Genomic DNA, 26,069 nt, shown 5'->3' with positions numbered 1-26,069 from the left:
GCACTTTTAAATGAAGTCCGACTTCTTTAAGGTCTTTGATCAGGTATTGCTAGTCTCGAACCCAACGAGGGCGCCTGGTCCCGGAGCAGGCTCTGCGAGTTTCCTATGAATAAACGTCCTTTGTATTTCGACTACGCCGCCACCACGCCGGTGGATGAGCGGGTCATCCGAGTCATGGTCGAGTGCCTGGGTTTTGACGGCAACTTCGGTAACCCAGCTTCCAGTTCCCACGCCTTCGGCCAGGAGGCCCGGCGCTCGGTGGAGCGTGCCCGCCAGCAGGTGGCGCAGTTGGTGGGGGCCCAGCCCGAACAGATCGTCTGGACGTCCGGCGCCACCGAATCCAACAACCTGGCCCTCAAGGGTGTGGCCCAGGCACGGGGTGCTTGCGCCGGCCACATCATCACCAGCTTGATCGAGCACAAGGCGATTCTCGATACGGCGCGCCAACTCGAAGAGAGCGGCGTCGCGGTCACCTGGCTGGCGCCGGACGCCGAGGGCCTGGTCAGCCCACAGGCGGTTCGCGAGGCGTTGCGTGAAGACACGTTCCTGGTGTCGCTGATGCTGGTGAACAACGAACTGGGCACCGTCAACGACGTCATCGCCATCGGCGAGATCGTTCGCGAGCACGGTGCGTTGTTTCATGTGGACGCCGCCCAAGGCGCCGGCAAGGTACAGATCGACCTGTCCCGCTGGCCGGTGGACCTGATGTCTTTTTCCGCGCATAAAATCTACGGCCCCAAGGGCATCGGTGCGCTCTACGTCGGCGACCGTGCCCGGCCACGGCTGTCGGCGCAGATTCATGGCGGTGGTCATGAGGGCGGTTTGCGTTCCGGGACCCTGGCGACCCACCAGATTGCCGCCATGGGCGCCGCATTCGAATTGGCAGCCACGGGATTCGACGAAGAACTCGCTAAAGTCGCCCGATTGCGCAATCGATTGCTCGAGCCGCTGCTGGCCTTGCCCGGAGTGTGTATAAACGGCAGTGCAAGCTGCCGGATTCCCCACACCCTGAGCCTGACGTTCAACGAAGGTGAGTTCAATCCGGCGACATTGGGCGCATCGATTGCGTTTTCCGCGACCTCGGCCTGCAATTCGGCGCAGAACACGCCGTCCCACGTGCTGCTAGCCCTGGGTCACGATGCCCGGGCGGCCGGGCGGACCATTCGCTTGAGCTTGGGGCGCTTTACCACCGAGCAGGATATCGATGAGGCGGTGCGGTTGATCAAGGCCGCGTGCGCGACTGCGCCGGCATTCTGGGCCACCACTCAATAAGCCGTCTTCGGCATCGAACAACAATTTCAATGAGCAGGAGAAACAATGAGCACCGAGCCTTTGCCCCATGGACTGGTTCCCCAGCGCCTGGCCCGAATCCGTCAACTGATGAGCCGAGAGGGCGTTCACGCGTTGCTGGTGCCATCGGCCGACCCGCATCTGTCTGAATACCTGCCGGGTTATTGGCAGGGACGACAATGGTTGTCGGGGTTCCATGGTTCGGTGGGTACCTTGATCGTCACCGGCAGTTTCGCCGGTGTCTGGGCCGACAGCCGTTATTGGGAGCAGGCGACCAAGGAGCTGGAGGGCAGCGGTATCGAGTTGGTCAAGCTCATTCCGGGCCAGCCCGGTCCGCTGGACTGGCTGGCCGAACAAACGCCCGAGGGCGGGGTGGTCGCGGTCGATGGTGCAGTCATGGCCGTGGCCTCGGCCCGCATCTTGGGCGGCAAGCTCGCCGAACGCGGCGCGCGGTTGCGCACCGACATCGACCTGCTCAAGGAGGTCTGGGACGATCGCCCTAGTTTGCCGGATCAACCGGTCTATGCCCATTTGCCACCCCAGGCGACCGTCAGCCGCGTTGAAAAGCTCGCCAAGTTGCGCGAATCCCTCCAGGAGCGTGGTGCCGACTGGCATTTCATCGCCACGCTGGACGACATCGCCTGGTTGTTCAACCTGCGCGGTGCGGATGTGTCGTTCAACCCGGTGTTCGTCTCCTTTGCCTTGATTAGCCAGCAGCAGGCAACGCTGTTCGTGGCCCTGGACAAGGTTGACGCACCGTTGCGGGCCGTTCTGGCGCAGGACGGCGTGACCCTGCGTGATTACAGCGAAGCCGCCGCCGCGTTGCGTGAAGTGCCGGACGGCGCGAGCCTGCAGATCGATCCGGCGCGGGTGACGGTCGGTTTGCTGGATAACCTGGGCAGCGGCGTGAAGCTGGTCGAAGGCCTGAATCCAACGACGCTGGCTAAATCGCGCAAAAGCCTGGCCGACGCCGAGCACATCCGTCGCGCCATGGAGCAGGACGGCGCGGCGCTCTGTGAGTTTTTCGCCTGGCTGGAAGGAGCCTGGGGCCGCGAGCGCATCACCGAGCTGACCATCGACGAGCACCTGACCGCCGCCCGCATGCGCCGGCCAGACTTCGTCTCCCTGAGTTTCAACACCATCGCTGCCTTTAACGCCAACGGCGCGATGCCTCATTACCACGCGACGGAAGAAGCCCATGCGGTCATCGAAGGTGATGGCCTGTTGCTGATCGATTCCGGCGGCCAGTATTTGGGAGGCACCACGGACATCACCCGTATGGTGCCGGTCGGAACACCCACCGCTGAGCAGAAACGTGATTGCACGCGCGTGCTCAAGGGGGTGATTGCCCTGTCCCGGGCCAAATTTCCGCGGGGTATTCTTTCGCCCTTGCTCGATGCCATTGCTCGGGCGCCGATCTGGGCGGAGCAGGTCGATTACGGCCACGGCACCGGCCATGGCGTAGGCTATTTCCTCAATGTCCACGAAGGCCCGCAGGTGATTGCCTATCAAGCCGCTGCCGCGCCGCAAACGGCAATGCAGGCCGGGATGATCACCTCGATCGAACCGGGCACTTATCGTCCCGGCCGCTGGGGTGTGCGCATCGAGAACCTGGTGCTGAACCGCGAAGCCGGAAGCAGCGAGTTCGGTGAGTTCCTTGAGTTCGAAACCCTCACCCTGTGCCCGATCGACACCCGCTGCCTGGAACCTTCGCTGCTGACCCAGGATGAAAAAGACTGGTTCAACGCCTACCATGCCGAGGTTCAGCGTCGATTGAGCCCATTGCTGGACGGTGACGCACTGCAATGGCTCAACACCCGGACGATGGCGATCTGATCTATAGGATCAGGCGAGGGCTTCACGGACGAAGTCCAGCCGATCCTGGCCGAAAAACAGCTCGTCGCCGACAAACATGCTCGGGGCGCCAAATATGCCCCGGCCGATGGCTGCTTCGGTGGCGCTCTTGAGTGCTTGTTTAACCTGCTCGTTGCTCGTCAGGGCCAGCACGTAGTCGGCGTCGAAACCGCCTTCGTTCAGGACCGATGCGACAGTCGCCGGGTCATTGAGGTTGCGGGCGTCCACCCAAAAGGCGCGGAACAGGCAATCGACGAATGCCTCGAAGCGTTCGGGGTGGCGCAGTTGCATGCCGGTCACTGCGCGCATCAGCAACAGTGTGTTGACGGGAAAGTGTGGATTGAACTGGAACGCGACGCCGTAGCGTTTGGCGAAGCGATTCAGATCCTTGAACAGGTAAGGGTTCTTGGCCGGCACTGTTGCCGGCGATGCGTTGCCGGTCGCCTTGAAGACGCCCCCCAATAACATCGGACGGTAGATCAACTGGCTGTTTGTCTGTGCACACAGCGTTGGCAGCTGGGTGTAGGCCAGGTACGTGGTCGGACTGCCCAGATCGAAGTAAAACTCCACGGATTTGCTCATGGTAACTGTGCTCTTGTTGTTATGAGGGGAGGGGTTACCAGCGTTCGCTCCAGGGGCGCAGGTCCAGCTCGAAGGTCCAGGCGTCGCGGGGTTGGCTGTGCAGGTACCAATAATTGTCGGCAATGTGTTCGGGGTTCAGGATGCCGTCCTGATCCTTGGTGGCATACTTTTCCGGGAAATGATCGCGGATGAAGTCGGTGTCGATAGCGCCGTCCACCACCACATGAGCCACATGGATATTCAGCGGTCCCAGTTCACGGGCCATGCTTTGGGCCAGCGCCCGAATGCCATGCTTGGCCCCCGCGAATGCGGCGAACCCCGAAGCACCACGTAATCCCGCTGTTGCCCCTGTAAACAGGATTGTCCCGCGCTGGCGCTTGACCATGCGCTTGGCCACTTCCCGTGCGTTGAGAAAGCCTGAGAAGCAGGCCATTTCCCAGATCTTGAAATACTTGCGCGCGGTTTCTTCCAGGATGCTGCAGGGGACGTTGGCGCCGATGTTGAACACGAAGGCTTCGATCGGGCCGATCTGGTTCTCTATTTGCTCGATGAGTGCGATCACGTCGTCTTCTTTGCGTGCGTCACAGGCAAACCCGTGGGCTTCGCCGCCTTCGGCGCGGATGCCGTTGACCAGCGGCTCGAGTTTATCGGCGCTGCGACGGGTCACACAGGCCACGTAACCTTCCTGGGCGAAGCGTTTGGCAATCGCTCCGCCAGTGGCATCGCCTGCGCCAACAACCAGTACGACCTTCTTGTTATTCATGGTTAGCCTCATTGGTAAACGATCGTTAACTAAACGGACGTTATGCTAAGATCCCGCAAGCGTCAAGGTGAGCGATCAGGGGCAGGACCATGCGATATTCAGCCAATCACAAAATGGAAACCCGCGAGAAACTGCTGGCCAGCAGTGCCGTATCCGCCAAGAAATCAGGTTTCTCCACGGTCGGTGTCGATGGCCTGATGAAAGCGATCGGGTTGAGCGGCGGCGCGTTCTACAGCCACTTTTCATCCAAGGATGAGCTGTTCAAGGCCATTGTTGAGCGGGAACTGGCCCAAAGCCTCGACCGCTTGAGCGGCGACGGTGCCATGGACTCGATGAAACTGGAGCGCTGCCTCAAGCAGTATTTGAGCATGAGCCATATCGAGCAGCCCGAGGCAGGGTGTGCGTTGCCGGTACTGGGCGCTGAGATCGCACGATCGGATGTCCAAGTGAGGGAGGCGGCGCAAACGTGGATCTGTCGCTTGCACGAAAGTTGGGCACGGATATTGGGAAGCGACAGCCTGGCCTGGGCCATTCTGTCTCAATGCGTGGGGGCGTTGGTGGTTGCGCGGATGCTGGTCTCGCCGCAGGTCCAGCGTGACGTCCTCAGGTCCAGCCATGAGGAAATCAGTCGTCGAATGGCCGACCAAGGGCTCGACTAAGGTCGCTTATTTGCAGATGACAATCATGCTGCGGCTGGTATAGCCGGCGGGATTGAGGCCGAAGGGATAGTCCCCGGGTTCTTCGACGGCGTCGCCGGACTTGGCAATGACCTTGTAACCCTTGGGAGCGCATGAGTTGGCGGCGCTGGCGGCGCACTGGTCCCAGGATGAGGACAGGCCGGAGCAGTTGATGTGCAGGCCTTTTTTGCCGCGCTTGACTTCAGTTTTCGATGTCGCCGCACAGCCCGCTACTGCCAGTACGGCGATCAGTATCAAAATTCGTTTCATTCCCGTCCTTATAATCGCCGCGGATCTTGTGTCCGCGTACGATCGTGTTCGCTCTTGCGTGAAGCGTTCATGACGTCCTGTATGAAAAAATCCATGTCTGACATTAGGTTACGGACCTAAACATGGCCTAAATGCGCGGCAAATACCAGAGCTTCGTTAAATCCTGCTTCAATCTGCCGCGACGGCAGGCTTTGCCGTGTTGGCCATGGTCAGCGTTGCACCCACCGACGCGAGGATGATGCAGGTGATGGCCATCCACTGGGCCAGGGACAAGTACTCATGAAGAAAGACGAGTCCCGACAAGGCTGCGATTGCCGGTTCGATGCTCATCAGGGTGCCGAAGGTGCGGGCAGGCATTCGAGTCAGGGAAATCATTTCCAATGTATAGGGTAGGGCTGTGGACAGGATGGCGACGCCGATGGCGATTGGAATCAGGCTCGGTGTGAGCAGTGCGGCGCCCGCGTGGACAATGCCGATGGGCGCGACGAACAGGGCCGCGATCATGACCCCCAGTGCAGCGGTCTGCACACCATTGTCCGCTCCGGCTTTCTGGCCAAACAGGATGTACAACGCCCAGCAGAAGCCGGCACCGAGTGCGTAGCCGGCACCCACCAGGTCGATACTGGCGCTGGTCGCGCCGGTCGGTATGAGCAGCAACAGACCCACCACTGCCAGGGCAATCCAGAGAAAGTCGATGGCCCGGCGCGAGGCGTAAATGGCGACTGCCAGAGGCCCGGTGAATTCCAATGCAACGGCGATGCCCAGCGGAACGGTACGAACTGACATATAGAAGAGGAAATTCATGCCGCCCAGTGCCATCCCATAGACGATCACCGTGCGCAGGGACTGGGCGGTGAGCTTGGCGCGCCAGGGGCGTAGCATCAACAGCATGATGAGGCTGGCAAAGATGAGTCGCAGCGTCGTAGTCCCTTGTGCGCCCACTACCGGGAACATGCTTTTGGCGAGGGAAGCCCCCGCTTGAATGGAAGCCATGGCTATTAATAGCAAGGCAACCGGGTACAGGGTGGAGGCCAGGTTGCGATGTGAAGGGGGTGTCATTGCGAAGTGTCGTCCAGAGTAAGGGCGGAGAAGCTCAGTTGAGCAGTATATTGCGCATCTGCAGCGATTCCGTCTATATAGCGGCCATATTTAAGTGCCGTCTCGACGCGTTAGATAGAAAAATCAAATTAAGGGTTGACGGCAGATTCTGGAAGTCTATAATTCGCCCCACTTCCGGCGCAGTCGAAACGGAAAACTCCTTGAGATTCAATGAGTTAAGTAGGTTTCGAAGGTATAGGGCTTCAGTTCATCGAAGCTTGGAAGGAGCAGATAGGGTGGTGATGTTTGGCTCTATCGGCGGTTCGATCTTCTCGGTCGAAAGCGGTGAAAAAGAGGTGTTGACAGCAGCGAGTAACGCTGTAGAATTCGCCTCCCGCTAACGAGAGATCGGAAGCGCAAGTGGTTGAAGTTGAAAAGGAAACTTTGAAAACTTCTTAAAATAACCGCTTGACAGATACACGGGGCGCTGTAGAATGCGCGCCTCGGTTGAGACGAAAGACTCAGCCAGCCGCTCTTTAACAACTGAATCAAGCAATTCGTGTGGGTGCTTGTGGAGTCAGACTGCTAGTCAACAGATTATCAGCATCACAAGTTACTCCGCGAGAAATCAAAGATGTAACCAACGATTGCTGAGCCAAGTTTAGGGTTTTCTCAAAACCCAAAGATGTTTGAACTGAAGAGTTTGATCATGGCTCAGATTGAACGCTGGCGGCAGGCCTAACACATGCAAGTCGAGCGGTAGAGAGGTGCTTGCACCTCTTGAGAGCGGCGGACGGGTGAGTAATGCCTAGGAATCTGCCTGGTAGTGGGGGATAACGCTCGGAAACGGACGCTAATACCGCATACGTCCTACGGGAGAAAGCAGGGGACCTTCGGGCCTTGCGCTATCAGATGAGCCTAGGTCGGATTAGCTAGTTGGTGGGGTAATGGCTCACCAAGGCGACGATCCGTAACTGGTCTGAGAGGATGATCAGTCACACTGGAACTGAGACACGGTCCAGACTCCTACGGGAGGCAGCAGTGGGGAATATTGGACAATGGGCGAAAGCCTGATCCAGCCATGCCGCGTGTGTGAAGAAGGTCTTCGGATTGTAAAGCACTTTAAGTTGGGAGGAAGGGCATTAACCTAATACGTTAGTGTTTTGACGTTACCGACAGAATAAGCACCGGCTAACTCTGTGCCAGCAGCCGCGGTAATACAGAGGGTGCAAGCGTTAATCGGAATTACTGGGCGTAAAGCGCGCGTAGGTGGTTCGTTAAGTTGGATGTGAAAGCCCCGGGCTCAACCTGGGAACTGCATTCAAAACTGTCGAGCTAGAGTATGGTAGAGGGTGGTGGAATTTCCTGTGTAGCGGTGAAATGCGTAGATATAGGAAGGAACACCAGTGGCGAAGGCGACCACCTGGACTGATACTGACACTGAGGTGCGAAAGCGTGGGGAGCAAACAGGATTAGATACCCTGGTAGTCCACGCCGTAAACGATGTCAACTAGCCGTTGGGAGCCTTGAGCTCTTAGTGGCGCAGCTAACGCATTAAGTTGACCGCCTGGGGAGTACGGCCGCAAGGTTAAAACTCAAATGAATTGACGGGGGCCCGCACAAGCGGTGGAGCATGTGGTTTAATTCGAAGCAACGCGAAGAACCTTACCAGGCCTTGACATCCAATGAACTTTCCAGAGATGGATTGGTGCCTTCGGGAACATTGAGACAGGTGCTGCATGGCTGTCGTCAGCTCGTGTCGTGAGATGTTGGGTTAAGTCCCGTAACGAGCGCAACCCTTGTCCTTAGTTACCAGCACGTTATGGTGGGCACTCTAAGGAGACTGCCGGTGACAAACCGGAGGAAGGTGGGGATGACGTCAAGTCATCATGGCCCTTACGGCCTGGGCTACACACGTGCTACAATGGTCGGTACAGAGGGTTGCCAAGCCGCGAGGTGGAGCTAATCCCACAAAACCGATCGTAGTCCGGATCGCAGTCTGCAACTCGACTGCGTGAAGTCGGAATCGCTAGTAATCGCGAATCAGAATGTCGCGGTGAATACGTTCCCGGGCCTTGTACACACCGCCCGTCACACCATGGGAGTGGGTTGCACCAGAAGTAGCTAGTCTAACCTTCGGGAGGACGGTTACCACGGTGTGATTCATGACTGGGGTGAAGTCGTAACAAGGTAGCCGTAGGGGAACCTGCGGCTGGATCACCTCCTTAATCGACGACCGCAGCTGCTCCATGAGCTCCCACACGAATTGCTTGATTCATTGAAGAAGACGATAGAAGCAGCTTTAAGCTCCAAGCTGATAGCTCACAGCTAACAGTTACAAGCTCGAAATTGGGTCTGTAGCTCAGTTGGTTAGAGCGCACCCCTGATAAGGGTGAGGTCGGCAGTTCGAATCTGCCCAGACCCACCAATTTTGTTATGGGGCCATAGCTCAGCTGGGAGAGCGCCTGCCTTGCACGCAGGAGGTCAGCGGTTCGATCCCGCTTGGCTCCACCATAAACTGCTTCTGAAAGCTTAGAAATGAGCATTCCATCAAGGTGATGGTGAATGTTGATTTCTAGTCTTTTGATTAGATCGTTCTTTAAAAATTTGGGTATGTGATAGAAAGATAGACTGAACGTTACTTTCACTGGTAACGGATCAGGCTAAGGTAAAATTTGTGAGTTCTCTTAGTTGAGAAATTCGAATTTTCGGCGAATGTCGTCTTCACAGTATAACCAGATTGCTTGGGGTTATATGGTCAAGTGAAGAAGCGCATACGGTGGATGCCTTGGCAGTCAGAGGCGATGAAAGACGTGGTAGCCTGCGAAAAGCTTCGGGGAGTCGGCAAACAGACTTTGATCCGGAGATGTCTGAATGGGGGAACCCAGCCATCATAAGATGGTTATCTTGTACTGAATACATAGGTGCAAGAGGCGAACCAGGGGAACTGAAACATCTAAGTACCCTGAGGAAAAGAAATCAACCGAGATTCCCTTAGTAGTGGCGAGCGAACGGGGACTAGCCCTTAAGCTTCTTTGATTTTAGCGGAACGCTCTGGAAAGTGCGGCCATAGTGGGTGATAGCCCTGTACGCGAAAGGATCTTAGAAGTGAAATCGAGTAGGACGGAGCACGAGAAACTTTGTCTGAATATGGGGGGACCATCCTCCAAGGCTAAATACTACTGACTGACCGATAGTGAACTAGTACCGTGAGGGAAAGGCGAAAAGAACCCCGGAGAGGGGAGTGAAATAGATCCTGAAACCGTATGCGTACAAGCAGTGGGAGCCCACTTTGTTGGGTGACTGCGTACCTTTTGTATAATGGGTCAGCGACTTATTTTCAGTGGCGAGCTTAACCGAATAGGGGAGGCGTAGCGAAAGCGAGTCTTAATAGGGCGTCTAGTCGCTGGGAATAGACCCGAAACCGGGCGATCTATCCATGGGCAGGTTGAAGGTTGGGTAACACTAACTGGAGGACCGAACCGACTACCGTTGAAAAGTTAGCGGATGACCTGTGGATCGGAGTGAAAGGCTAATCAAGCTCGGAGATAGCTGGTTCTCCTCGAAAGCTATTTAGGTAGCGCCTCATGTATCACTGTAGGGGGTAGAGCACTGTTTCGGCTAGGGGGTCATCCCGACTTACCAAACCGATGCAAACTCCGAATACCTACAAGTGCCGAGCATGGGAGACACACGGCGGGTGCTAACGTCCGTCGTGAAAAGGGAAACAACCCAGACCGTCAGCTAAGGTCCCAAAGTTATGGTTAAGTGGGAAACGATGTGGGAAGGCTTAGACAGCTAGGAGGTTGGCTTAGAAGCAGCCACCCTTTAAAGAAAGCGTAATAGCTCACTAGTCGAGTCGGCCTGCGCGGAAGATGTAACGGGGCTCAAACCATACACCGAAGCTACGGGTATCACGTAAGTGATGCGGTAGAGGAGCGTTCTGTAAGCCTGTGAAGGTGAGTTGAGAAGCTTGCTGGAGGTATCAGAAGTGCGAATGCTGACATGAGTAACGACAATGGGTGTGAAAAACACCCACGCCGAAAGACCAAGGTTTCCTGCGCAACGTTAATCGACGCAGGGTTAGTCGGTCCCTAAGGCGAGGCTGAAAAGCGTAGTCGATGGAAAACAGGTTAATATTCCTGTACTTCTGGTTATTGCGATGGAGGGACGGAGAAGGCTAGGCCAGCTTGGCGTTGGTTGTCCAAGTTTAAGGTGGTAGGCTGGAATCTTAGGTAAATCCGGGATTCCAAGGCCGAGAGCTGATGACGAGTTACCCTTTGGGTGACGAAGTGGTTGATGCCATGCTTCCAAGAAAAGCTTCTAAGCTTCAGGTAACCAGGAACCGTACCCCAAACCGACACAGGTGGTTGGGTAGAGAATACCAAGGCGCTTGAGAGAACTCGGGTGAAGGAACTAGGCAAAATGGCACCGTAACTTCGGGAGAAGGTGCGCCGGTGAGGGTGAAGCACTTGCTGCGTAAGCCCACGCCGGTCGAAGATACCAGGCCGCTGCGACTGTTTATTAAAAACACAGCACTCTGCAAACACGAAAGTGGACGTATAGGGTGTGACGCCTGCCCGGTGCCGGAAGGTTAATTGATGGGGTTAGCTAACGCGAAGCTCTTGATCGAAGCCCCGGTAAACGGCGGCCGTAACTATAACGGTCCTAAGGTAGCGAAATTCCTTGTCGGGTAAGTTCCGACCTGCACGAATGGCGTAACGATGGCGGCGCTGTCTCCACCCGAGACTCAGTGAAATTGAAATCGCTGTGAAGATGCAGTGTATCCGCGGCTAGACGGAAAGACCCCGTGAACCTTTACTATAGCTTTGCACTGGACTTTGAATTTGCTTGTGTAGGATAGGTGGGAGGCTTTGAAGCGTGGACGCCAGTCTGCGTGGAGCCATCCTTGAAATACCACCCTGGCAACTTTGAGGTTCTAACTCAGGTCCGTTATCCGGATCGAGGACAGTGTATGGTGGGTAGTTTGACTGGGGCGGTCTCCTCCTAAAGAGTAACGGAGGAGTACGAAGGTGCGCTCAGACCGGTCGGAAATCGGTCGTAGAGTATAAAGGCAAAAGCGCGCTTGACTGCGAGACAGACACGTCGAGCAGGTACGAAAGTAGGTCTTAGTGATCCGGTGGTTCTGTATGGAAGGGCCATCGCTCAACGGATAAAAGGTACTCCGGGGATAACAGGCTGATACCGCCCAAGAGTTCATATCGACGGCGGTGTTTGGCACCTCGATGTCGGCTCATCACATCCTGGGGCTGAAGCCGGTCCCAAGGGTATGGCTGTTCGCCATTTAAAGTGGTACGCGAGCTGGGTTTAGAACGTCGTGAGACAGTTCGGTCCCTATCTGCCGTGGACGTTTGAGATTTGAGAGGGGCTGCTCCTAGTACGAGAGGACCGGAGTGGACGAACCTCTGGTGTTCCGGTTGTCACGCCAGTGGCATTGCCGGGTAGCTATGTTCGGGAAAGATAACCGCTGAAAGCATCTAAGCGGGAAACTTGCCTCAAGATGAGATCTCACTGGGACCTTGAGTCCCCTGAAGGGCCGTCGAAGACTACGACGTTGATAGGCAGGGTGTGTAAGCGCTGTGAGGCGTTGAGCTAACCTGTACTAATTGCCCGTGAGGCTTGACCATATAACACCCAAGCAATTTGCTGACTCGAAAGAGCACCAGATTGCGGTGTGTGAAGACGAAACGAACCGAAAGTTCGAATCTCACAAAACACCGAAAGCTATCACATACCCAATTTGCTGAAGCGAGGCCATCAGGCCATGACTCAGTACCCGAATTTCTTGACGACCATAGAGCATTGGAACCACCTGATCCCATCCCGAACTCAGCAGTGAAACGATGCATCGCCGATGGTAGTGTGGGGTTTCCCCATGTGAGAGTAGGTCATCGTCAAGATTAAATTCCGAAACCCCTATCTGCTGATGCAGGTAGGGGTTTTGTTTTGCCCGTAATAAAAGCGCTGACCAAAAAAAGGATGACCTGCAGAGGTCATCCTTTTTACATCCCGGCTATCAAGCCTCGGGTACAGGGCAGCTCAGATCCCCTTCCTTGCACTTGAGATAGGTTTTGAATGCCTCGACCCGGGCTTTGGTCTGGGCGGTGATGCAATTGCCATAGATCAGCGGATAGACGCTGCCGCCCTCGACGCCAGAGGCGGAGAATTCACATTCGGCATCACGGAAGCCTATCCAGGCACGCTGTGCCTTGACCAACATTTTCGTGGCCTCTGGATTGTCCTTCAGGCGTGCGGTGATCTGCTTGTACAAGCTGTTCAGCTCGTTGTCGGCGGCTTTGCTTTCCTTGGCTGCGCACTGGTTCATTTCGCCTTGGGTGATGGCGTTGGCGCAGTCGTCGGCCTGGGCGGCGGCGACAAAAAGCAACGGTGTCAGGGCCAGAAGCCAGCGTGGGGACATGTCGGGTCTCTCCTTGAGGGGTGGAAAACGCCGGGGGAGTTTACAACGCTTCATACTGTTTTAACGTCGGCAGCGCTAAACAACTCTCTGATACAACTTTCCGGTTGGTCTTGTGGTCTTACAAGCCTACTGTTTGAACACAGGAGCTGACCCATGCATTCATCCGACCGCATTGAACGAAAGATCCTGCTCAAGGCCCCGCGCTCCCAAGTCTGGCGCGCCCTGGCCAATGCCGAAGCCTTCGGCCAGTGGTTTGGTGTCGCCCTTGAGGGGAAACGGTTTGTGGCAGGTGAGCGTACCCAGGGGCAAATCACTTACCCAGGTTACGAACACCTTATTTGGGACGTCGCGGTGGAGCGGGTGGAACCCGAGCGAGTGTTCTCGTTTCGCTGGCATCCTTACGCAGTCGAACCGCAGGTGGATTATTCAAAAGAATCTGAAACCCGGGTGTTATTCGAACTTGAAGACATGGATGGCGGTACTTTGCTCAAAGTCGTGGAGTCGGGTTTCAACAACATCCCCGAGGCTCGCCGACTCAAGGCTTTTCGCATGGACAGCCGTGGCTGGGATGAGCAAATGGCCAATATTGAAACCTTCCTGAACAAGGCTTGAGATCGAACGGCTGGTGGCGCTAAGGGTTTTCGGAAGGGCAGGTATAGCGAATGTCTTACACGAGATGGTAGCTATGTCGTCTATTTCGCTTTGGATCCGAGGCGTAATCTGGACTCATCCACTGAAGCACAGGAAGTGCTCAGGATCAGGGACGATCGACCATGCAAGGATTAGCTATCGACAGGGAGTCGTAATGGTCTTGGAAAAACCCGCTTCGGCGGGTTTTTTTTCGTCTGCTGGAAAGTGTCAAAGGGTTCTATAGCGAAACGCTTACACGGCGTTGCTGCTTTCTCGTCTTTTCCCAGGACACCGGCAGGCCTAATCTATGTTCATCCACTGGGTACAGGGAGTGCTCAGGGTCATGGATGATTGGACCAGGCATGGAATGCCGGACAGGGAGTCAAATTGGTCCTCAAAAAACCCGCTTCGGCGGGTTTTTTTTCGTCTGTGAAAAAGTAGCCTGATGTGCCAAACGTAGGGTCAAGCGCCACTGGCTTGCAGCGCCTGGGCACGCAAACGAGCGATGTCCTTGCTCGGCGAGGCGCCAAATAGACGGCTGTATTCGCGGCTGAACTGCGAAGGACTTTCATACCCCATCTTGTAGCCGATTGACGAAACATCGCTGCTCTGCGCCAACAACAACCGGCGGGCCTCTTGCAGGCGCAGCTGTTTCTGATATTGCAGGGGGCTCATGGCGGTCACGGCCTTGAAGCGGTGATGCAGGGCCGAAGGGCTGAGGTTGATCATTTGTGCCAGGCTGTCGATGCTCAGCGGCTCGGCGTAATGGCTATTGAGCCACTCGATGGCGCGGCTGATGCGATGGGTCTGGGTGTCGGGAATGGCAATATCGTGCAAGCGTCGGCCTTGGACGCCACGCAGCAGCCGGTAGAAAATTTCCTGTTGGGCCAGCGGCGCGAGCGTGGCGATATCGTCCGGGCTGTCCAGCAGCCGCAGCAAGCGCAACACCGCGTCCAGCAATGGCGCATCGATGCGATCGAGGAACAACCCGCGTCCGGTTCTTTCGCTCGGCACGCCGATGGGACTGGCGTCGGCAATCAGGCGACAGATCTGTGCCGGATCGATGTCGAGGCGGATGCACAGGTAGGGGCGCTCGGGACTGGCTTCGATCACCTGGCCGGCCAACGGCAGGGTCACCGAGACGACGAGGTAATTGAGCGGGTCATACACGTAGCATTCGTCCGCCAGGCGCACTTCCTTGCGCCCCTCGACAATCACGCACAAACCAGGCTTGTGCACGGTGTGCAGGGCTTCGGTTGGCTCGTCGCTGCGGATCAGGTGCAAGGCCTCGATGGCCGTGGGATGGACGCCGAAGTCTGGAGCGAAGCGCATCATCAGGCTCGCCAGTTCGGCGCGACGCTGACTAACGCCGTCGTCTGACGCCATGTGGATGGACGTGGATACCGACATGCCGATCAATCTCCCAGGCCAAATGAGTGGACCGCGCTAGTAAAACCGATTGCGCGGTTGTCGGCCAGAGTCGGATTTATCGCTACAGGATCGTGCAAGTGCGCAGGAGGATCCGACTAACCCAGGCAAAGGTCGGTTGCCTAATCTGGACCTGTCAAAACGCTCCCACCCGGGGGCCAACACGTCCAGACGAGGAAACCATCATGTCCGATATTCAAAACAAAGTCGTGGTCATCACCGGCGCCAGCAGCGGGATTGGTGAAGCAGCGGCGCGGTTGCTCGCGGCTCGCGGTGCTCGTGTCGTACTCGGCGCCCGGCGTATCGATCGTTTGCAAGCGCTGGTGCAGGAACTCGAAGCCGCCGGCCAGCAGGCGGCCTGCAAATCCGTGGACGTGAGCCGCCGCGATGACGTCCAGAGCCTGATTGACTTCGCTGTCGAACGGTTCGGTCGGGTCGACGTGATCATCAACAACGCCGGGGTCATGCCGCTCTCCAAACTCGAGGCGCTGAAAGTCGAGGAGTGGGACCGTATGATCGACGTCAATATCCGTGGCGTGCTTCACGGCATCGCCGCCGGCCTGCCGCTGATGCAGCGCCAGCGTAGCGGGCAGTTCATCAACATCGCATCCATCGGTGCCTACGCCGTCAGCCCGACGGCCGCTGTGTATTGCGCCACCAAGTACGCCGTGCGGGCGATTTCCGAGGGCTTGCGCCAGGAAGTCGGAGGCGATGTGCGCGTGACGGTGATTTCCCCCGGCGTGACCGAGTCGGAACTGGCCGAGAGCATTTCCGATGAAGGTGGGCGTGCCGAAATGCGTGAGTTTCGCAAGATCTCCATTCCGGCCGAAGCCATCGCCCGGGCTATCGCCTATGCCATTGAACAACCCGCGGATGTGGACGTCAGCGAACTGATTGTGCGACCCACTGCCAGCCCGTTCTGAATCGAGTTGACCCGGCAGGAAAACCCTTTGTGGCGAGGGAGCTTGCTCCCGCTGGGTTGCGAAGCGAACCCAAGATTTTGCGACTGCTGCGCAGTCGAGCGGGAGCAAGCTCCCTCGCCACAATGGGACTGCCTCAAGGTTGTGTCCAACCCGACATCGTCTGTGCCTCGGCTTGGGGTTTATCGTTACGCCAGTTCCAACCGCGCCGCAGCACGCTGGGTGATTTGCGAGCGCACCCGGAACGATTCGGCCGCACGCCGTTGGGCTTCTTCCAGGACGCGCGTCGGCGCGGTGTCCGGGCTGCCGGCGGTAAACGGCGGGGCAGGGGCGTATTCGAGTTGCAGTTGGACTAGCTCGGCGGTGTCCTGGTCGAACAGTTCGGCCGCCAGGGTCAAGGCAAAATCGATCCCGGCCGTGATGCCGCCCCCGGTGAGCAGGTTGCCGTCGCGGACCACGCGATCCTTGACCGGCGTCGCGCCCAGGGTTTGCAACAGGCTGTGATAGGCCCAGTGAGTGGTGGCGCGCTTGCCTTGCAACAGGCCTGCCGCACCGAGCACCAACGCACCGGTGCACACCGAGGTGATGTATTTCGCGTCGGCGGCTTGTCGCTTGATGAAGGCCAGCGTCTGCTCGTCTTCCATCAGCGGCCCGACGCCGGTCCCGCCGGGGACGCAGATCACATCGAGCTTCGGGCAGTCCTCGAACGTGGTGGTGGGCAGCAGTACCAGCCCGGTGCTCGCGGTGACTGGGGCCAGGTCCTTCCAGATCAGGTGGACCTTCACGCCTGGCAACGAGGCCAGCACGTCATATGGGCCGGTCAGGTCCAACTGCTGGACTTGGGGGAATAACAGCAAACCGATCTGCAACGTCATGTCGCGTTCTCCTTTGGATGATGCCCGAGGGGTGGACGGTTTTACTTTAGATCCGTAGGCTCTGGCGTATACGCCAATAAGCCCACGAATCACGCCAATATGCCTAACCCACCGAAAACCGTTCATGTCCTGGCCTTCGCCAACGTGCAAGTGCTGGATGTCACCGGGCCCTTGCAGGTGTTTGCCTCGGCCAACGATTTGGCTCGCCAGCAAGGCCTGCCGCTGCCCTACACACCAACAGTCATCGCGGTGGGTGGCGGGGCGGTGATGTCCTCGGCGGGGTTGGCGCTGATGGCCGAGCCGCTGCCGAGCGAGGGCAGCGACACATTGCTGATTGCCGGTGGCTGGGGCGTGTACGACGCGGCGAAGGACCCGGCGCTGGTGGCCTGGGTCAAGGCGCACGGCCTGCGTTCGCGAAGGGTGGCGTCGGTGTGCACCGGGGCGTTCCTGCTGGCCGCCAGCGGTTGGCTGGACGGACGGCGCGTGGTGACGCACTGGACCCGCTGCGAGCAACTGGCCGAGCAACATCCGCAATTGCGGGTCGAACCCAACCCGATTTTTATCAACGACGGTCCGGTCTGGACCTCGGCCGGGGTGACGGCCGGCATCGACCTGGCCCTGGCGCTGGTCGAGGAGGACTTGGGCCGCGCGGTGGCGCTGGAGGTCGCCCGGCAACTGGTGGTGTTCCTCAAGCGTCCTGGCGGGCAATCGCAGTTCAGCGTGACGTTGTCGCTGCAAAAACAGGGCAGTCGGTTCGATGACCTGCACGCCTGGATCGCCGAAAACCTCACCCGTGACCTTGGCCTGTCGAGCCTGGCCGCCGAGGTGGGCATGAGCGAGCGCAGCTTTGTGCGTCACTACCGCGCCGACACCGGCCAGACCCCGGCGCGGGCCGTCGAGTTGATTCGCGTGGAAACCGCGCGCCGTTTGTTGTCCGACACTGCGGTGTCAATCAAACGGGTGGCGGTGCAATGTGGTTTTGGCAGTGAGGAAACCTTGCGCCGAAGTTTCCTACGGGCCATGGGCGTGACACCCCAGGCCTATCGCGAGCGGTTCGCCGTCAACCCTCAAGCAGATCCAGCAACGCCTTGAGCGTGGCCTCGGGGGCTTCCTGGGGAATGTTGTGGCCGACACCGGCGAGCACTCGGCGCTCGTAAAAACCGCTGAAATGCTCGGCATCTTCATCGTGCTTCGGCGCGGGCCCCACGCCGTCGTCGCCCCCGCACAGGGAAATGCTAGGCACGCTGATGGCCGGTTGCGCCGTCAATTTTTCCTCCATCCACTCCAGCGTCGGATCGCCCGGTGCGTACATGAAGCGATGGCGGTAGGAGTGGATTACCACGTCGACGAAGTCCGGGTTGTCGAACGACGCTGCGCTGAGGGGATACAGTTCGGCGCCACGTTTCCAGGTCGGCGACCACAGGCGCCAAAGCAAGCCACACAGCTCGCGCCGGTTCTGGGTCAGGCCCTCGACACCCCGGGCCGTGTGGAAGTAGTACTGATACCACAGCCGATGTTCGGTTTCCGGGTCCAGCGGTTGCCTGGAGCGCGGAATATCCTGCAGGTTGTAGCCATCGCCGGTCACCAGGCAGCGCACGCGCTCGGGCCACAGCGCCGCGACGATACACGCCGCCCGACCGCCCCAGTCGTAGCCACACAGCGCCGCTTGGGGGATGGAGAGTGCGTCCATCAGGTCCAGCAGGTCCTGGGCCAGGGCGGCTTGCTGGCCGGAGCGCAGGATGGCCGGGTTGTTGAAACGGGTCGGGCCGTAGCCGCGCAGGTAGGGCACGACGACCCGATAGCCACGTTGGGCCAGGGCCGGCGCGACTTCGTCGAACGCCCTGGGATCGTAAGGAAAACCGTGCAGCAGGATGATCGGGTCGCCGCTGGCGGGACCGTGTTCTTCGTAGGCAATGCGCAGCAACGGCGTGACGGCGAAGTTGATCCTGGGCTCAAGGTTCATGTCGGCCTCCGGCAGTGTGCGGTTGTGTTCAGGCAGGTTCCTGGTTGACGTATTTGGCCCGATCCGGCGTGAACGTCACAATCATATTGGTGTTGGAACAGGTCAGGGTGCGCTCCTGGGTCAGGTCGATGTCCAGGTCTTCACCGCGCAGGCCCTGCCACTGGGCGAGGTATTTGAGGCAACCGAATTTTTCGTTTTTCTTCAAGCTGCGGCTGACGCCACCTTTCCACCCCAGCACCGGCAACTCCCCGGCCACACAGCGTTGCGCCAGTTCGGGAAACTTCGCCGAACGTTCGCGGCCGATTTCCCAGCACTTGATCAAGCCCCGGTCGTGGCCTTCCCAGAGGTCTTCGCGGGTCAGGCCTGTTCGGGGTGGGGTGGTGATGGGGCGTTTGATATGGGTCATGTCAGGTCCTTGAGTCGGGTTTTTATCGGGCAGCTCCGCTGCACCCGTGAGAGCGTCGATCTTAGGAGGGGTTGGCGGGGCTGGCAACTCGAAAGGGGGCGTAACGCTAAATGGGTGACTTGCGGTGATTGCTTTTGTGGCGAGGGAGCTTGCTCCCGCTGGGTTGCGAAGCGACCCCATACCAGACGCTGATTCTTTGGAGGCTAGAAGATTTTTGCGCCTGCTGCGCAGTCGAGCGGGAGCAAGCTCCCTCGCCACAGTGGTGCGGTGTTCCTACAAAAAAATAGGTGAACCGGAATTTTCTGACGAGTCGCGTCGGTTGTCGGTTCGGAAGGGGCGGGGATAGGCTTTGCCCGTCGCTGCAAAATCAGCGACCGGGTTTGGTCGCCCGGGTTTAGAATGGCGCACAATGCCGCGCGAGCGGCTGTCTGCTTTATGGCTGACTGTGCGTGGGAGGGCTTCGGGCCCTGCCGGGTATCCATTCCCTGGTCGACCAACCTGCGTACAGTTCGCCACCCTTCTGCTTGGTCGCGGAAATGGCGAACTCCACTTTCGAATGGAGATTCACATCATGGTCAAGATCACCCCCAACCCACCACGCGCCGAAAACCTCTCTGCCTACACCACCTTCGATACACAAAAACTCCGTGAAGCCGCCGACCGGGCGCTGAACATTCACTTGTCTCCTCCCGCCCCACCCAAGCCCGACACCCAGGACGGCCAGGTTTTCACCGTGGTTCCCGGCCTCAATACCGAATCGGTGCTGACCACCCTCAGCGAAACCCTGGCCTCGGCCGATGCGCTGGTCAGTGACCTGGGGTTCGAGTTGGAAGGTTCCCGGCGCCATGTAGCGCTGGGGATTCAGCAATTGATCGAACTGGCCAGGTTGCTGGCCAACCGAGCGTTGGATGACCTCGAACTGGCTGACTCAACACAATAGCCAGCCCACCGTTTTCCCTGTGGCGAGGGAGCTTGCTCCCGCTCGACTGCGCAGCTGGCGCAAAATCTTGGGGTCGCTTCGCAACCCAGCGGGAGCAAGCTCCCTCGCCACAGGGCGCCGCGTTCAGCCTGAGGGCCAATTCAGCTCACGGCTGCCAATGATTCTTCTCGCCGCTCAACTTGCGGTCCAGGAAGCTCGCCGCACTGATCAGCGCCAGGTGGGTCAGGGCCTGGGGAGTATTGCCCAGGTGGTAGCCGTGGCTGTCGAACTCTTCGGCGTACAACCCCAGCGGGTTGGCGTAGCGCAGCAGTTGTTCGAATTCCAGCTGGGCTTTTTCCACGCGGCCGGCGCGGGCCAGGCATTCGACGTACCAGAACGAGCAGGCGGCGAAGGAGCCTTCGGTACCGCTGAGACCGTCGATGGGGCTGTCGTCGTTGCGGTAGCGGTAGACCATGCCGTCGCGCACCAGGCTTTTTTCGATGGCGTCGAGTGTCGACAGCCAGCGCGGGTCGCGGGCGCTGACGAAACGCACCAAAGGCATCAACAGCATTGAACCGTCCAGGGTGGTGCTGCCCAGGCGTTGGATAAAGTGCTGGTGTTCGTCGTTCCAGAAGTGGGTCCAGATGTCTTGGTAAATGGCCTGGCGCGTCTCGTCCCAGCGAGCGAACGGGGCGGGCAGGGAGCGTTTTTCAGCCAGGCGGATGGCGCGGTCGACGGCGACCCAGCACATCAGCCGCGAGTGCAGGAAATGCTGTTTGTCGCCGCGCATTTCCCAGATGCCCACGTCCTTGTCCTGCCAGACAGTGCATACCTGGTCGATCACCTCGACGGTGTGTTTCCAACCTTGATGGGAAATGGCTTCGCCGTATTTGTTGACCAGGTACACGGCGTCCATCAGCTCGCCGAAAATATCCAATTGCACCTGTTGGTAGGCCAGGTTGCCGATGCGCACCGGTTGCGCGTTGCCGAAGCCGCTCAAGTGCGGCAGCTCGGTTTCCGGCAGTTCCTGCCTGCCGTCCAGGCCATAGAGGATGTTGAGTTTGGTCGGCTGGTCGCAGCAGTCGCTGACCCGGCCCCGCAGCCAGCGCATGTAGGCGTTGGCTTCGTCGACGAAACCCAGGCGCATGAACGCATAGACCGTGAACGAAGCGTCGCGGATCCAGGTGTAGCGGTAATCCCAATTGCGCTCGCCCCCGCGGGTTTCCGGCAGGCCGAAGGTGGCGGCGGCGAGGATGGCGCCGTGTTTGCGCGAGGTCAGCAGTTTCAGCGCCAGGGCCGAGCGGTTGACCACTTCGCGCCAGCGCCCGCGATAGTTGGATTGGCCGATCCAGCCGCGCCAGAACGCCAGGGTCCGCTCCAGGCACATCGCGCTGGCATCGTCCTGCAGGCGCGGGTCGTCGATGCCGCCCAGCAGGAATTCGGCGCGCTGGCCCTGTTCCAGGGTGAACTCGGCCACGGCGGTGTTGCCGTCCAGCGTCATGGGCTGATCGCCGCATAAACGCAAGCTCGGATGCCCCGGCGCGCTGAAGCAAATGTGGCTGCCGTCCTGGCTCGCGATCGTCGCGGCCCGGGCATAGTCATGCCGCACCGCGCAGCGCAGGCGAAACGTTGCACTGCCGACGGTCATGTGGACCTTGCGCATCAGCACCGGCAAATCGTCTTCGCTGTCGCCGATGGGCAGCAGGTCGGTGATTTCCACCACAGCGCCGTCGCTCAGCCAACGAGTTTGCAACACGTTGGTGTCGGGCAGGTAGATCTGTTGCCGACGGGCGTTCGGCAGGTCAGGCGCGAGTTGGAAAATGCCCGCCTCCGGAGTATCGAGCAGGGAACAGAAGATCGACGGGCTGTCGAATTCCGGCCAGCAGAAGAAATCGACGCTGCCCCGGTCGTTGACCAGCGCGGCGCTGCGCATGTCGCCGATGATGCCGTGGTTCTCGATGGGGCTTTGCGGTTCGTCATGATCAGCCATTGCCGCGAAACCCCGGATAAAGGCTCATCCCGCCATCGATGAACAGCGTGGTGCCCACCACATAATCGGACCAGTCCGAGGCCAGCCAGACCACCGCATTGGCGACGTCCTCGACATCGCCGACGCGACCGTAAGGAATCAGCTCCAGCAGTTTCTGCTCCTGCTCGCCCTCGGTGGCTTCGCGGTTGATGGCCGTGCGGATGGCGCCAGGGGCGATGCTGTTGATGCGGATGCGCTGGTGGCTGGTTTCCTGGGCCAGGCTCTGCATCAGCAGATCGACACCGCCCTTGGACGCGGCGTAATTGACGTGGCCGGCCCAGGGAATGCGCTGGTGCACCGAGCTCATGTGGATGATTTTGCCGGCGGCCCGGGACACGCCCTGGCGAACGCCCTGGCGGTTGAAGATTCGCAGGGCGGCGCGGGCGCAAAGGAACTGGCCGGTGAGGTTGGTGCCGATCACGGTGTTCCAGTCTTCCAGGCTCATATCGACGGCGGCGGCGTCTTTTTGCAAACCGGAATTGGCCACCAGGATGTCCAGGGTGCCAAAGGCATCGAGGGCTTCGGCGAACAGGTGCTCGACCTCCTGTTCCTTCGACACGTCGGCCCCCACGGCGATGGCGCGGCCGCCGTTGGCGTTGATTTCACGGGCCAGTTCTTGCGCCGGCTCGGCGTTGGAATGGTAGTTGAGCACCACGGCGGCACCCACATCTGCCAACGCCTTGGCCGCGCCTGCGCCAATGCCGGAGCTGGCGCCGGTGACCAGGGCAACCTGTCGGGCGAGGGATATCTGCATGGTCTAGCACCTTGAGTTGAGGGCCTTACCTGCTGACTGGTTTGAGGTGGGTGGAGTTCAGTTGGGTGAGGTGGTCTTCATATTCCAGGTCCAAACACAAACCTGTGGCAAGGGACTGTGGGAGCAAAGCTTGCTCGCGAAACAGGCGACTCGATTTCCGAAAGACCGCATTGTCTTCATCGCGGGCAAGCCTTGCTCCCACAATCTGTCTGCCAGAAAAAGAATGTGCTTCAGGGCCGCTGTTACCACCCCCGCCCCGAATTCACCCAGAAATTAACCGACAACGACGTCGACACCGACTCCACCTGGTGAAACCAGCCTTCCGGCAAAAACAGCAAATCTCCAGCCTCCAGCGTCACGCGCAGGAAGGTCACGTCACGGGCCCGGGGGAAGCGTTGGTAGTCCGGCGCGTCCGGGTTGAAATCGCAGCCGTCCAGCCCGCCTTGGGGCGCCGTGGACCAGGTGCCCAGGGCTTCGCGATGATGAGGCGCGGCGAGGGTGAAAGTTTTCTGGCCCCAGACCTGGGCGAACAGATTGTCGGTGTCGTCGCGATGCAGGGGCGTCAGGGTGCCCTTGGGGCCGATCCAGATACGCGGTGGGATGAACAACGACGGGTCGAAGTAGGGCGGGTACTTGATCTGCTCCATCAGCTGCGCCGGCAGGATGTTGTTGCCCATGTAGGCCGGTGGTTCACCGTCGGCACCCTTGGCCGCCGGGCTGTCGAGGGAAGCGATAAAGTCGGCCATGGACGTGGAGCGAAAATCCCGCTCGGTGGAGAAGGTCTTCTTCACGTAGTCGCCGTGACGGGTGATGCCTTGCAGCTCGGCGAAATGCACCAGGGATTCTTCGCGGCTGAGCTTGAACAATGGCCAGTCCTGCAGGGCATCGCTGATGACCAGCGGAATGCCGTGGGGCAGGTACTGGGCGCGGAACTGCTGCACCGACAGCCCGCTGCGCGGCCGCCGTTCCACGCTGCGTTGGGTCGGCAGGCTGGCGGTGAGTTTTTCGCTGAAGCGCGGCGGGGTCGGGTAGCGCTTGTTCATGTCGACCTTTTCCACCACGCCACCGCCATGCCGGGCATGGTCGATGATCTGCGGCAGCAACGTCGCCAGGCCCATGTTGCCGCCGATTTTCAGGCGACCGCTGGCGAACAGTTCCTCGACATTGGCCATGCCGGCCATGATCCCGAGGAAGTCCTTCTCCGCCACCTCGATGGTCACGTCGGGGCTGGTGTGGCGGCCCGCCTCGGTGCGGCTGCTGGCCTTGACCTCGGACCAGTACGCCTGGTGCGGGCCGAACACGAATTGGAAGACGCCTTCGATACCAACGGCGCCGGCATTGGCGAACAGCTTGCCCAGGATGGTGTGCAGGTCCACGGCGGTCACTCTTGCGGGTTTTTGGTCTTAGCAGGTAACGAGGGCCCGGATCAGAAATTTAGGCCCTGTCGCTGCGTCATCGACCCTCGCCCTAGCGTGTCGCGACCATGAACAGCCGGGGAAACGGCAGCAGCACCGTCCCATCGTCCTGGGCTGGGTAAGCCTGTTCGATCGCCTTGAGATACTGCGCCAGGTATTGCTCGCGCTGTGTTTCGTCCAGCGGCTCGAGAAACGGCCGCAAGGCGCTGCCCTTGAACCATTCCACCACGCCTGCGGCACCGCCGGCCAAGGGGTGATGGTAGGTGGTGCGCCACACATCGACGCGGCTGCAGTGGGGCTTGAGCATCGCGTAATAGGCGCTGGCATCCGCCATCTCGGTACGCGAATCAGCCGCCGCGGCCAGTTGGCTGGCCCAAGGCCCGTTGGCGGCGATTTCCCGCATCAAGCGGTGGGAGGGCTGGTGCAGGTTGTCGGGCATCTGGATCGCCAGGCTACCGCCGGGGGCGAGTTTGCCCATCAGCGCGGGCAGCAGGGTGGCGTGGTCGGGCAGCCATTGCAGCACCGCGTTGGCGAAGATCACGTCGAACGGCCCGGGTTCATCCCATTGGCCAATGTCGGCCGTATCGAATGCCACGGCGGGCAAGCGCTTGCGTGCGGCGTCGACCATGTCGCTGGAACTGTCCAGGCCGCGTACCGTGGCGCCGCTGAAATGTTCCACCAACAACTCGGTGGAGTTGCCCGGGCCGCATCCCAGGTCGATCACCGTGCGTGCCTCCACGGGAGGAATGGCGGCGAGCAGGTCCCGGGACGGACGGGTGCGTTCCTGTTCGAAGGTGACATATTGCTTGGCGGACCAGCCCATGGCGTTCTCCTGTGCAGTGATCGAGATGTCGCCAGTATAAGGTCGTGTGGGAAGATGAACCGCGTTATCGTTCATCGCGGGCAAGCCTTGCTCCCACATGCCTGGCTCTCACATGCCTTGCTCTCACAAGCCTTGCTCCCACATGCCTCGCTCTCACAAGGGGTAGGCATCTTGTCGCGAACGTCACGGTTTTGACTAATTCCATGGGTTAGGATTTCGTTATCCTCCCTACACGACCGATCGGAGAAAACCGCAGTGACCCAACTGACCCTGCTGTGCCTGCCTTATTCCGGCGCCAGCGCGATGGTGTATAGCCGCTGGCGGCGCACGTTGCCGCAATGGCTGCACGTGCAACCGGTGGAATTGCCGGGGCGCGGTGCACGCTTCGACGAGCCACTGCACACCGACATGGGCCCGTTGGCGATGCAACTGGCGCGGGAGCTGCACCCGACGCTCCAGGCCCCGTACGCCTTGTTCGGCCACAGCCTGGGCGCGCTGCTGGCCTGCGAAATTGCCCATGCCCTGCGTGAGCTTGGCAGCCCGGAACCGGTGGCGCTGTTTGCCTCCGGCACCGCGGCGCCGACGATGCGCGCCGACTATGATCGCGGTTTTGCCAAGGCGAAAACCGACGCTGAGTTGATCGAGCAACTGCGCACCCTCAATGGTACGAGCGAGGAGATCCTGGCCAATGAAGAGCTGATGGACCTGACCCTGCCGATCCTGCGGGCCGACTTTTTGCTGTGCGGTCGTTTCCAGCCACGGCAACGGCCGCTGCTCAAGTGCCCGGTGCATGTATTCGGCGGCACGGCCGACAAGGCCACCACGGAGCAACTGATGGGCTGGCGGCGGGAAACCACGGGCAGTTTCTCGGTGGACATGCTGGCGGGCGGGCACTTCTTCATTCATGAGCACGAGGCCAAGGTGCTGCGGCTGATCAAGGATCAGTTGAGCGTGCATCATCGGCGGCATGGGTTGGCGATCAGCGCCTAGCCCG

General features: G+C 59.4%; 21 protein-coding genes, 2 tRNA genes and 3 rRNA genes. 13 read left to right on the top strand and 13 right to left on the bottom strand.

Annotated features, from left to right (window positions below; genetic code table 11):
* Positions 1-105: 105 nt before the first annotated feature.
* A complete protein-coding gene (locus HU715_RS14210) occupies positions 106-1,272 on the top strand; it encodes a cysteine desulfurase family protein (protein ID WP_186709631.1) in 1,167 nt (388 codons plus the stop codon).
* 45 nt (positions 1,273-1,317) lie between these two features.
* Positions 1,318-3,126: an aminopeptidase P family protein gene (locus tag HU715_RS14205; protein WP_186709629.1), complete on the top strand. Its 1,809-nt coding sequence runs from the start codon at positions 1,318-1,320 to the stop codon at positions 3,124-3,126.
* Positions 3,127-3,135: 9 nt separating this feature from the next.
* Here HU715_RS14205 and HU715_RS14200 read toward each other — a convergent pair whose 3' ends face one another.
* Positions 3,136-3,726, bottom strand: a complete 591-nt coding sequence (locus tag HU715_RS14200) for a 2-hydroxychromene-2-carboxylate isomerase (RefSeq protein WP_186709627.1) — start codon at positions 3,724-3,726, stop codon at positions 3,136-3,138.
* Positions 3,727-3,760: 34 nt separating this feature from the next.
* Positions 3,761-4,489, bottom strand: coding sequence for an SDR family oxidoreductase (locus HU715_RS14195; RefSeq protein ID WP_186709625.1), 729 nt, complete (start codon positions 4,487-4,489; stop codon positions 3,761-3,763).
* An 89-nt stretch (positions 4,490-4,578) separates the two neighbouring features.
* Here HU715_RS14195 and HU715_RS14190 point away from each other — a divergent pair, with 89 nt between their 5' ends.
* Positions 4,579-5,148, top strand: coding sequence for a TetR/AcrR family transcriptional regulator (locus HU715_RS14190; RefSeq protein WP_186709623.1), 570 nt, complete (start codon positions 4,579-4,581; stop codon positions 5,146-5,148).
* A 6-nt stretch (positions 5,149-5,154) separates the two neighbouring features.
* Here HU715_RS14190 and HU715_RS14185 read toward each other — a convergent pair whose 3' ends face one another.
* Positions 5,155-5,436 carry a hypothetical protein gene (locus HU715_RS14185; protein WP_014337379.1) on the bottom strand — a complete coding sequence of 94 codons (282 nt, stop codon included), beginning with the start codon at positions 5,434-5,436 and terminating at the stop codon, positions 5,155-5,157.
* Between the two features lie 168 nt (positions 5,437-5,604).
* Positions 5,605-6,495, bottom strand: coding sequence for a threonine/homoserine exporter RhtA (rhtA, locus tag HU715_RS14180; protein ID WP_186709621.1), 891 nt, complete (start codon positions 6,493-6,495; stop codon positions 5,605-5,607).
* A gap of 670 nt (positions 6,496-7,165) precedes the next feature.
* Here rhtA and HU715_RS14175 point away from each other — a divergent pair.
* From HU715_RS14175 to rrf, 5 genes are all read left to right on the top strand, one after another.
* Positions 7,166-8,702: ribosomal RNA gene (locus HU715_RS14175) — 16S ribosomal RNA — on the top strand.
* A gap of 123 nt (positions 8,703-8,825) precedes the next feature.
* Positions 8,826-8,902 (top strand) — tRNA-Ile (locus HU715_RS14170).
* Positions 8,903-8,912: 10 nt separating this feature from the next.
* Positions 8,913-8,988, top strand: a tRNA-Ala gene (locus HU715_RS14165).
* Between the two features lie 242 nt (positions 8,989-9,230).
* Positions 9,231-12,122 (top strand): 23S ribosomal RNA (locus HU715_RS14160).
* 157 nt (positions 12,123-12,279) lie between these two features.
* Positions 12,280-12,395 (top strand): 5S ribosomal RNA (rrf, locus tag HU715_RS14155).
* Together the 16S, 23S and 5S rRNA genes with 2 tRNA genes alongside form the textbook arrangement of a ribosomal RNA operon.
* Positions 12,396-12,511: 116 nt before the next feature.
* Here rrf and HU715_RS14150 read toward each other — a convergent pair.
* Positions 12,512-12,913: a lysozyme inhibitor LprI family protein gene (locus HU715_RS14150; RefSeq protein WP_186710399.1), complete on the bottom strand. Its 402-nt coding sequence runs from the start codon at positions 12,911-12,913 to the stop codon at positions 12,512-12,514.
* A gap of 153 nt (positions 12,914-13,066) precedes the next feature.
* Between HU715_RS14150 and HU715_RS14145 the strand changes: the two genes are divergently transcribed.
* Positions 13,067-13,525, top strand: a complete 459-nt coding sequence (locus HU715_RS14145; RefSeq protein ID WP_186710398.1) for an SRPBCC family protein — start codon at positions 13,067-13,069, stop codon at positions 13,523-13,525.
* A 480-nt stretch (positions 13,526-14,005) separates the two neighbouring features.
* Here HU715_RS14145 and HU715_RS14140 read toward each other — a convergent pair whose 3' ends face one another.
* Entirely contained in the window at positions 14,006-14,953 is a 948-nt protein-coding gene (locus HU715_RS14140) for an AraC family transcriptional regulator (protein WP_186710397.1), read from the bottom strand.
* 203 nt (positions 14,954-15,156) lie between these two features.
* On the opposite strand from HU715_RS14140, the gene HU715_RS14135 reads away from it, so the two are divergent.
* Entirely contained in the window at positions 15,157-15,894 is a 738-nt protein-coding gene (locus HU715_RS14135) for an SDR family oxidoreductase (protein WP_186710396.1), read from the top strand.
* Between the two features lie 185 nt (positions 15,895-16,079).
* Here HU715_RS14135 and inhA read toward each other — a convergent pair whose 3' ends face one another.
* Positions 16,080-16,766 (bottom strand): isonitrile hydratase, encoded by a 687-nt coding sequence (gene inhA, locus HU715_RS14130; RefSeq protein ID WP_186710395.1) that lies wholly within the window; start codon positions 16,764-16,766, stop codon positions 16,080-16,082.
* A 99-nt stretch (positions 16,767-16,865) separates the two neighbouring features.
* Here inhA and HU715_RS14125 point away from each other — a divergent pair, with 99 nt between their 5' ends.
* Complete coding sequence (locus HU715_RS14125) at positions 16,866-17,858, top strand: GlxA family transcriptional regulator (RefSeq protein ID WP_186710394.1); 993 nt, start codon at positions 16,866-16,868, stop codon at positions 17,856-17,858.
* Here the strand turns inward: HU715_RS14125 and HU715_RS14120 are convergent.
* Together HU715_RS14120 and HU715_RS14115 are read right to left on the bottom strand one after the other, a co-directional pair.
* A complete protein-coding gene (locus tag HU715_RS14120) occupies positions 17,827-18,729 on the bottom strand; it encodes an alpha/beta fold hydrolase (RefSeq protein WP_186710393.1) in 903 nt (300 codons plus the stop codon). The two genes, HU715_RS14125 and HU715_RS14120, sit on opposite strands and share 32 nt — an antisense overlap.
* Positions 18,730-18,757: 28 nt before the next feature.
* The gene (locus HU715_RS14115) at positions 18,758-19,135 is read right to left on the bottom strand and encodes a hypothetical protein (protein ID WP_186710392.1); all 378 of its coding nucleotides are present in this window, start codon (positions 19,133-19,135) and stop codon (positions 18,758-18,760) included.
* A gap of 571 nt (positions 19,136-19,706) precedes the next feature.
* Between HU715_RS14115 and HU715_RS14110 the strand changes: the two genes are divergently transcribed.
* Positions 19,707-20,075 carry a DUF6124 family protein gene (locus tag HU715_RS14110; protein WP_186710391.1) on the top strand — a complete coding sequence of 123 codons (369 nt, stop codon included), beginning with the start codon at positions 19,707-19,709 and terminating at the stop codon, positions 20,073-20,075.
* Positions 20,076-20,220: 145 nt separating this feature from the next.
* On the opposite strand, the gene HU715_RS14105 is transcribed toward HU715_RS14110, so the two are convergent.
* The 4 genes from HU715_RS14105 to tam all read right to left on the bottom strand — a co-directional run bounded on the left by HU715_RS14105 (position 20,221) and on the right by tam (position 25,075).
* Positions 20,221-22,044 carry a glycoside hydrolase family 15 protein gene (locus tag HU715_RS14105; RefSeq protein WP_186710390.1) on the bottom strand — a complete coding sequence of 608 codons (1,824 nt, stop codon included), beginning with the start codon at positions 22,042-22,044 and terminating at the stop codon, positions 20,221-20,223.
* The gene (locus tag HU715_RS14100; protein ID WP_186710387.1) at positions 22,037-22,837 is read right to left on the bottom strand and encodes an SDR family oxidoreductase; all 801 of its coding nucleotides are present in this window, start codon (positions 22,835-22,837) and stop codon (positions 22,037-22,039) included. Before HU715_RS14100 ends, HU715_RS14105 begins: the two co-directional genes overlap by 8 nt.
* 242 nt (positions 22,838-23,079) lie before the next feature.
* Positions 23,080-24,213 carry a cupin-like domain-containing protein gene (locus HU715_RS14095; protein ID WP_186710385.1) on the bottom strand — a complete coding sequence of 378 codons (1,134 nt, stop codon included), beginning with the start codon at positions 24,211-24,213 and terminating at the stop codon, positions 23,080-23,082.
* A gap of 91 nt (positions 24,214-24,304) precedes the next feature.
* The gene (gene tam / locus HU715_RS14090) at positions 24,305-25,075 is read right to left on the bottom strand and encodes a trans-aconitate 2-methyltransferase (RefSeq protein ID WP_186710383.1); all 771 of its coding nucleotides are present in this window, start codon (positions 25,073-25,075) and stop codon (positions 24,305-24,307) included.
* A gap of 255 nt (positions 25,076-25,330) precedes the next feature.
* On the opposite strand from tam, the gene HU715_RS14085 reads away from it, so the two are divergent.
* Positions 25,331-26,065 carry an alpha/beta fold hydrolase gene (locus HU715_RS14085; RefSeq protein ID WP_186710381.1) on the top strand — a complete coding sequence of 245 codons (735 nt, stop codon included), beginning with the start codon at positions 25,331-25,333 and terminating at the stop codon, positions 26,063-26,065.
* The last annotated feature ends 4 nt before the right edge of the window (positions 26,066-26,069 follow it).

Origin of the sequence: Pseudomonas zanjanensis, from assembly GCF_014268745.2 — a bacterium.
GTDB lineage: Bacteria > Pseudomonadota > Gammaproteobacteria > Pseudomonadales > Pseudomonadaceae > Aquipseudomonas > Aquipseudomonas zanjanensis.
The sequence above is the reverse complement of the archived record's forward strand: the minus strand, read 5'-3'. Positions and strand labels throughout refer to the sequence as shown.

Excerpts from the sequence above, each read along its gene's own strand:
- inhA (WP_186710395.1), bottom strand. The coding sequence starts at position 16,766 with ATGACGTTGCAGATCGGTTTGCTGTTATTCCCCCAAGTCCAGCAGTTG.
- HU715_RS14150 (WP_186710399.1), bottom strand. The coding sequence starts at position 12,913 with ATGTCCCCACGCTGGCTTCTGGCCCTGACACCGTTGCTTTTTGTCGCC.
- HU715_RS14210 (WP_186709631.1), top strand. The coding sequence starts at position 106 with ATGAATAAACGTCCTTTGTATTTCGACTACGCCGCCACCACGCCGGTG.
- HU715_RS14105 (WP_186710390.1), bottom strand. The coding sequence starts at position 22,044 with ATGGCTGATCATGACGAACCGCAAAGCCCCATCGAGAACCACGGCATC.
- HU715_RS14185 (WP_014337379.1), bottom strand. The coding sequence starts at position 5,436 with ATGAAACGAATTTTGATACTGATCGCCGTACTGGCAGTAGCGGGCTGT.
- HU715_RS14140 (WP_186710397.1), bottom strand. The coding sequence starts at position 14,953 with ATGTCGGTATCCACGTCCATCCACATGGCGTCAGACGACGGCGTTAGT.
- HU715_RS14145 (WP_186710398.1), top strand. The coding sequence starts at position 13,067 with ATGCATTCATCCGACCGCATTGAACGAAAGATCCTGCTCAAGGCCCCG.
- HU715_RS14110 (WP_186710391.1), top strand. The coding sequence starts at position 19,707 with ATGGTCAAGATCACCCCCAACCCACCACGCGCCGAAAACCTCTCTGCC.
- tam (WP_186710383.1), bottom strand. The coding sequence starts at position 25,075 with ATGGGCTGGTCCGCCAAGCAATATGTCACCTTCGAACAGGAACGCACC.
- HU715_RS14125 (WP_186710394.1), top strand. The coding sequence starts at position 16,866 with ATGCCTAACCCACCGAAAACCGTTCATGTCCTGGCCTTCGCCAACGTG.
- HU715_RS14135 (WP_186710396.1), top strand. The coding sequence starts at position 15,157 with ATGTCCGATATTCAAAACAAAGTCGTGGTCATCACCGGCGCCAGCAGC.
- HU715_RS14100 (WP_186710387.1), bottom strand. The coding sequence starts at position 22,837 with ATGCAGATATCCCTCGCCCGACAGGTTGCCCTGGTCACCGGCGCCAGC.
- rhtA (WP_186709621.1), bottom strand. The coding sequence starts at position 6,495 with ATGACACCCCCTTCACATCGCAACCTGGCCTCCACCCTGTACCCGGTT.
- HU715_RS14200 (WP_186709627.1), bottom strand. The coding sequence starts at position 3,726 with ATGAGCAAATCCGTGGAGTTTTACTTCGATCTGGGCAGTCCGACCACG.
- HU715_RS14120 (WP_186710393.1), bottom strand. The coding sequence starts at position 18,729 with ATGAACCTTGAGCCCAGGATCAACTTCGCCGTCACGCCGTTGCTGCGC.
- HU715_RS14205 (WP_186709629.1), top strand. The coding sequence starts at position 1,318 with ATGAGCACCGAGCCTTTGCCCCATGGACTGGTTCCCCAGCGCCTGGCC.
- HU715_RS14190 (WP_186709623.1), top strand. The coding sequence starts at position 4,579 with ATGCGATATTCAGCCAATCACAAAATGGAAACCCGCGAGAAACTGCTG.
- HU715_RS14195 (WP_186709625.1), bottom strand. The coding sequence starts at position 4,489 with ATGAATAACAAGAAGGTCGTACTGGTTGTTGGCGCAGGCGATGCCACT.
- HU715_RS14115 (WP_186710392.1), bottom strand. The coding sequence starts at position 19,135 with ATGACCCATATCAAACGCCCCATCACCACCCCACCCCGAACAGGCCTG.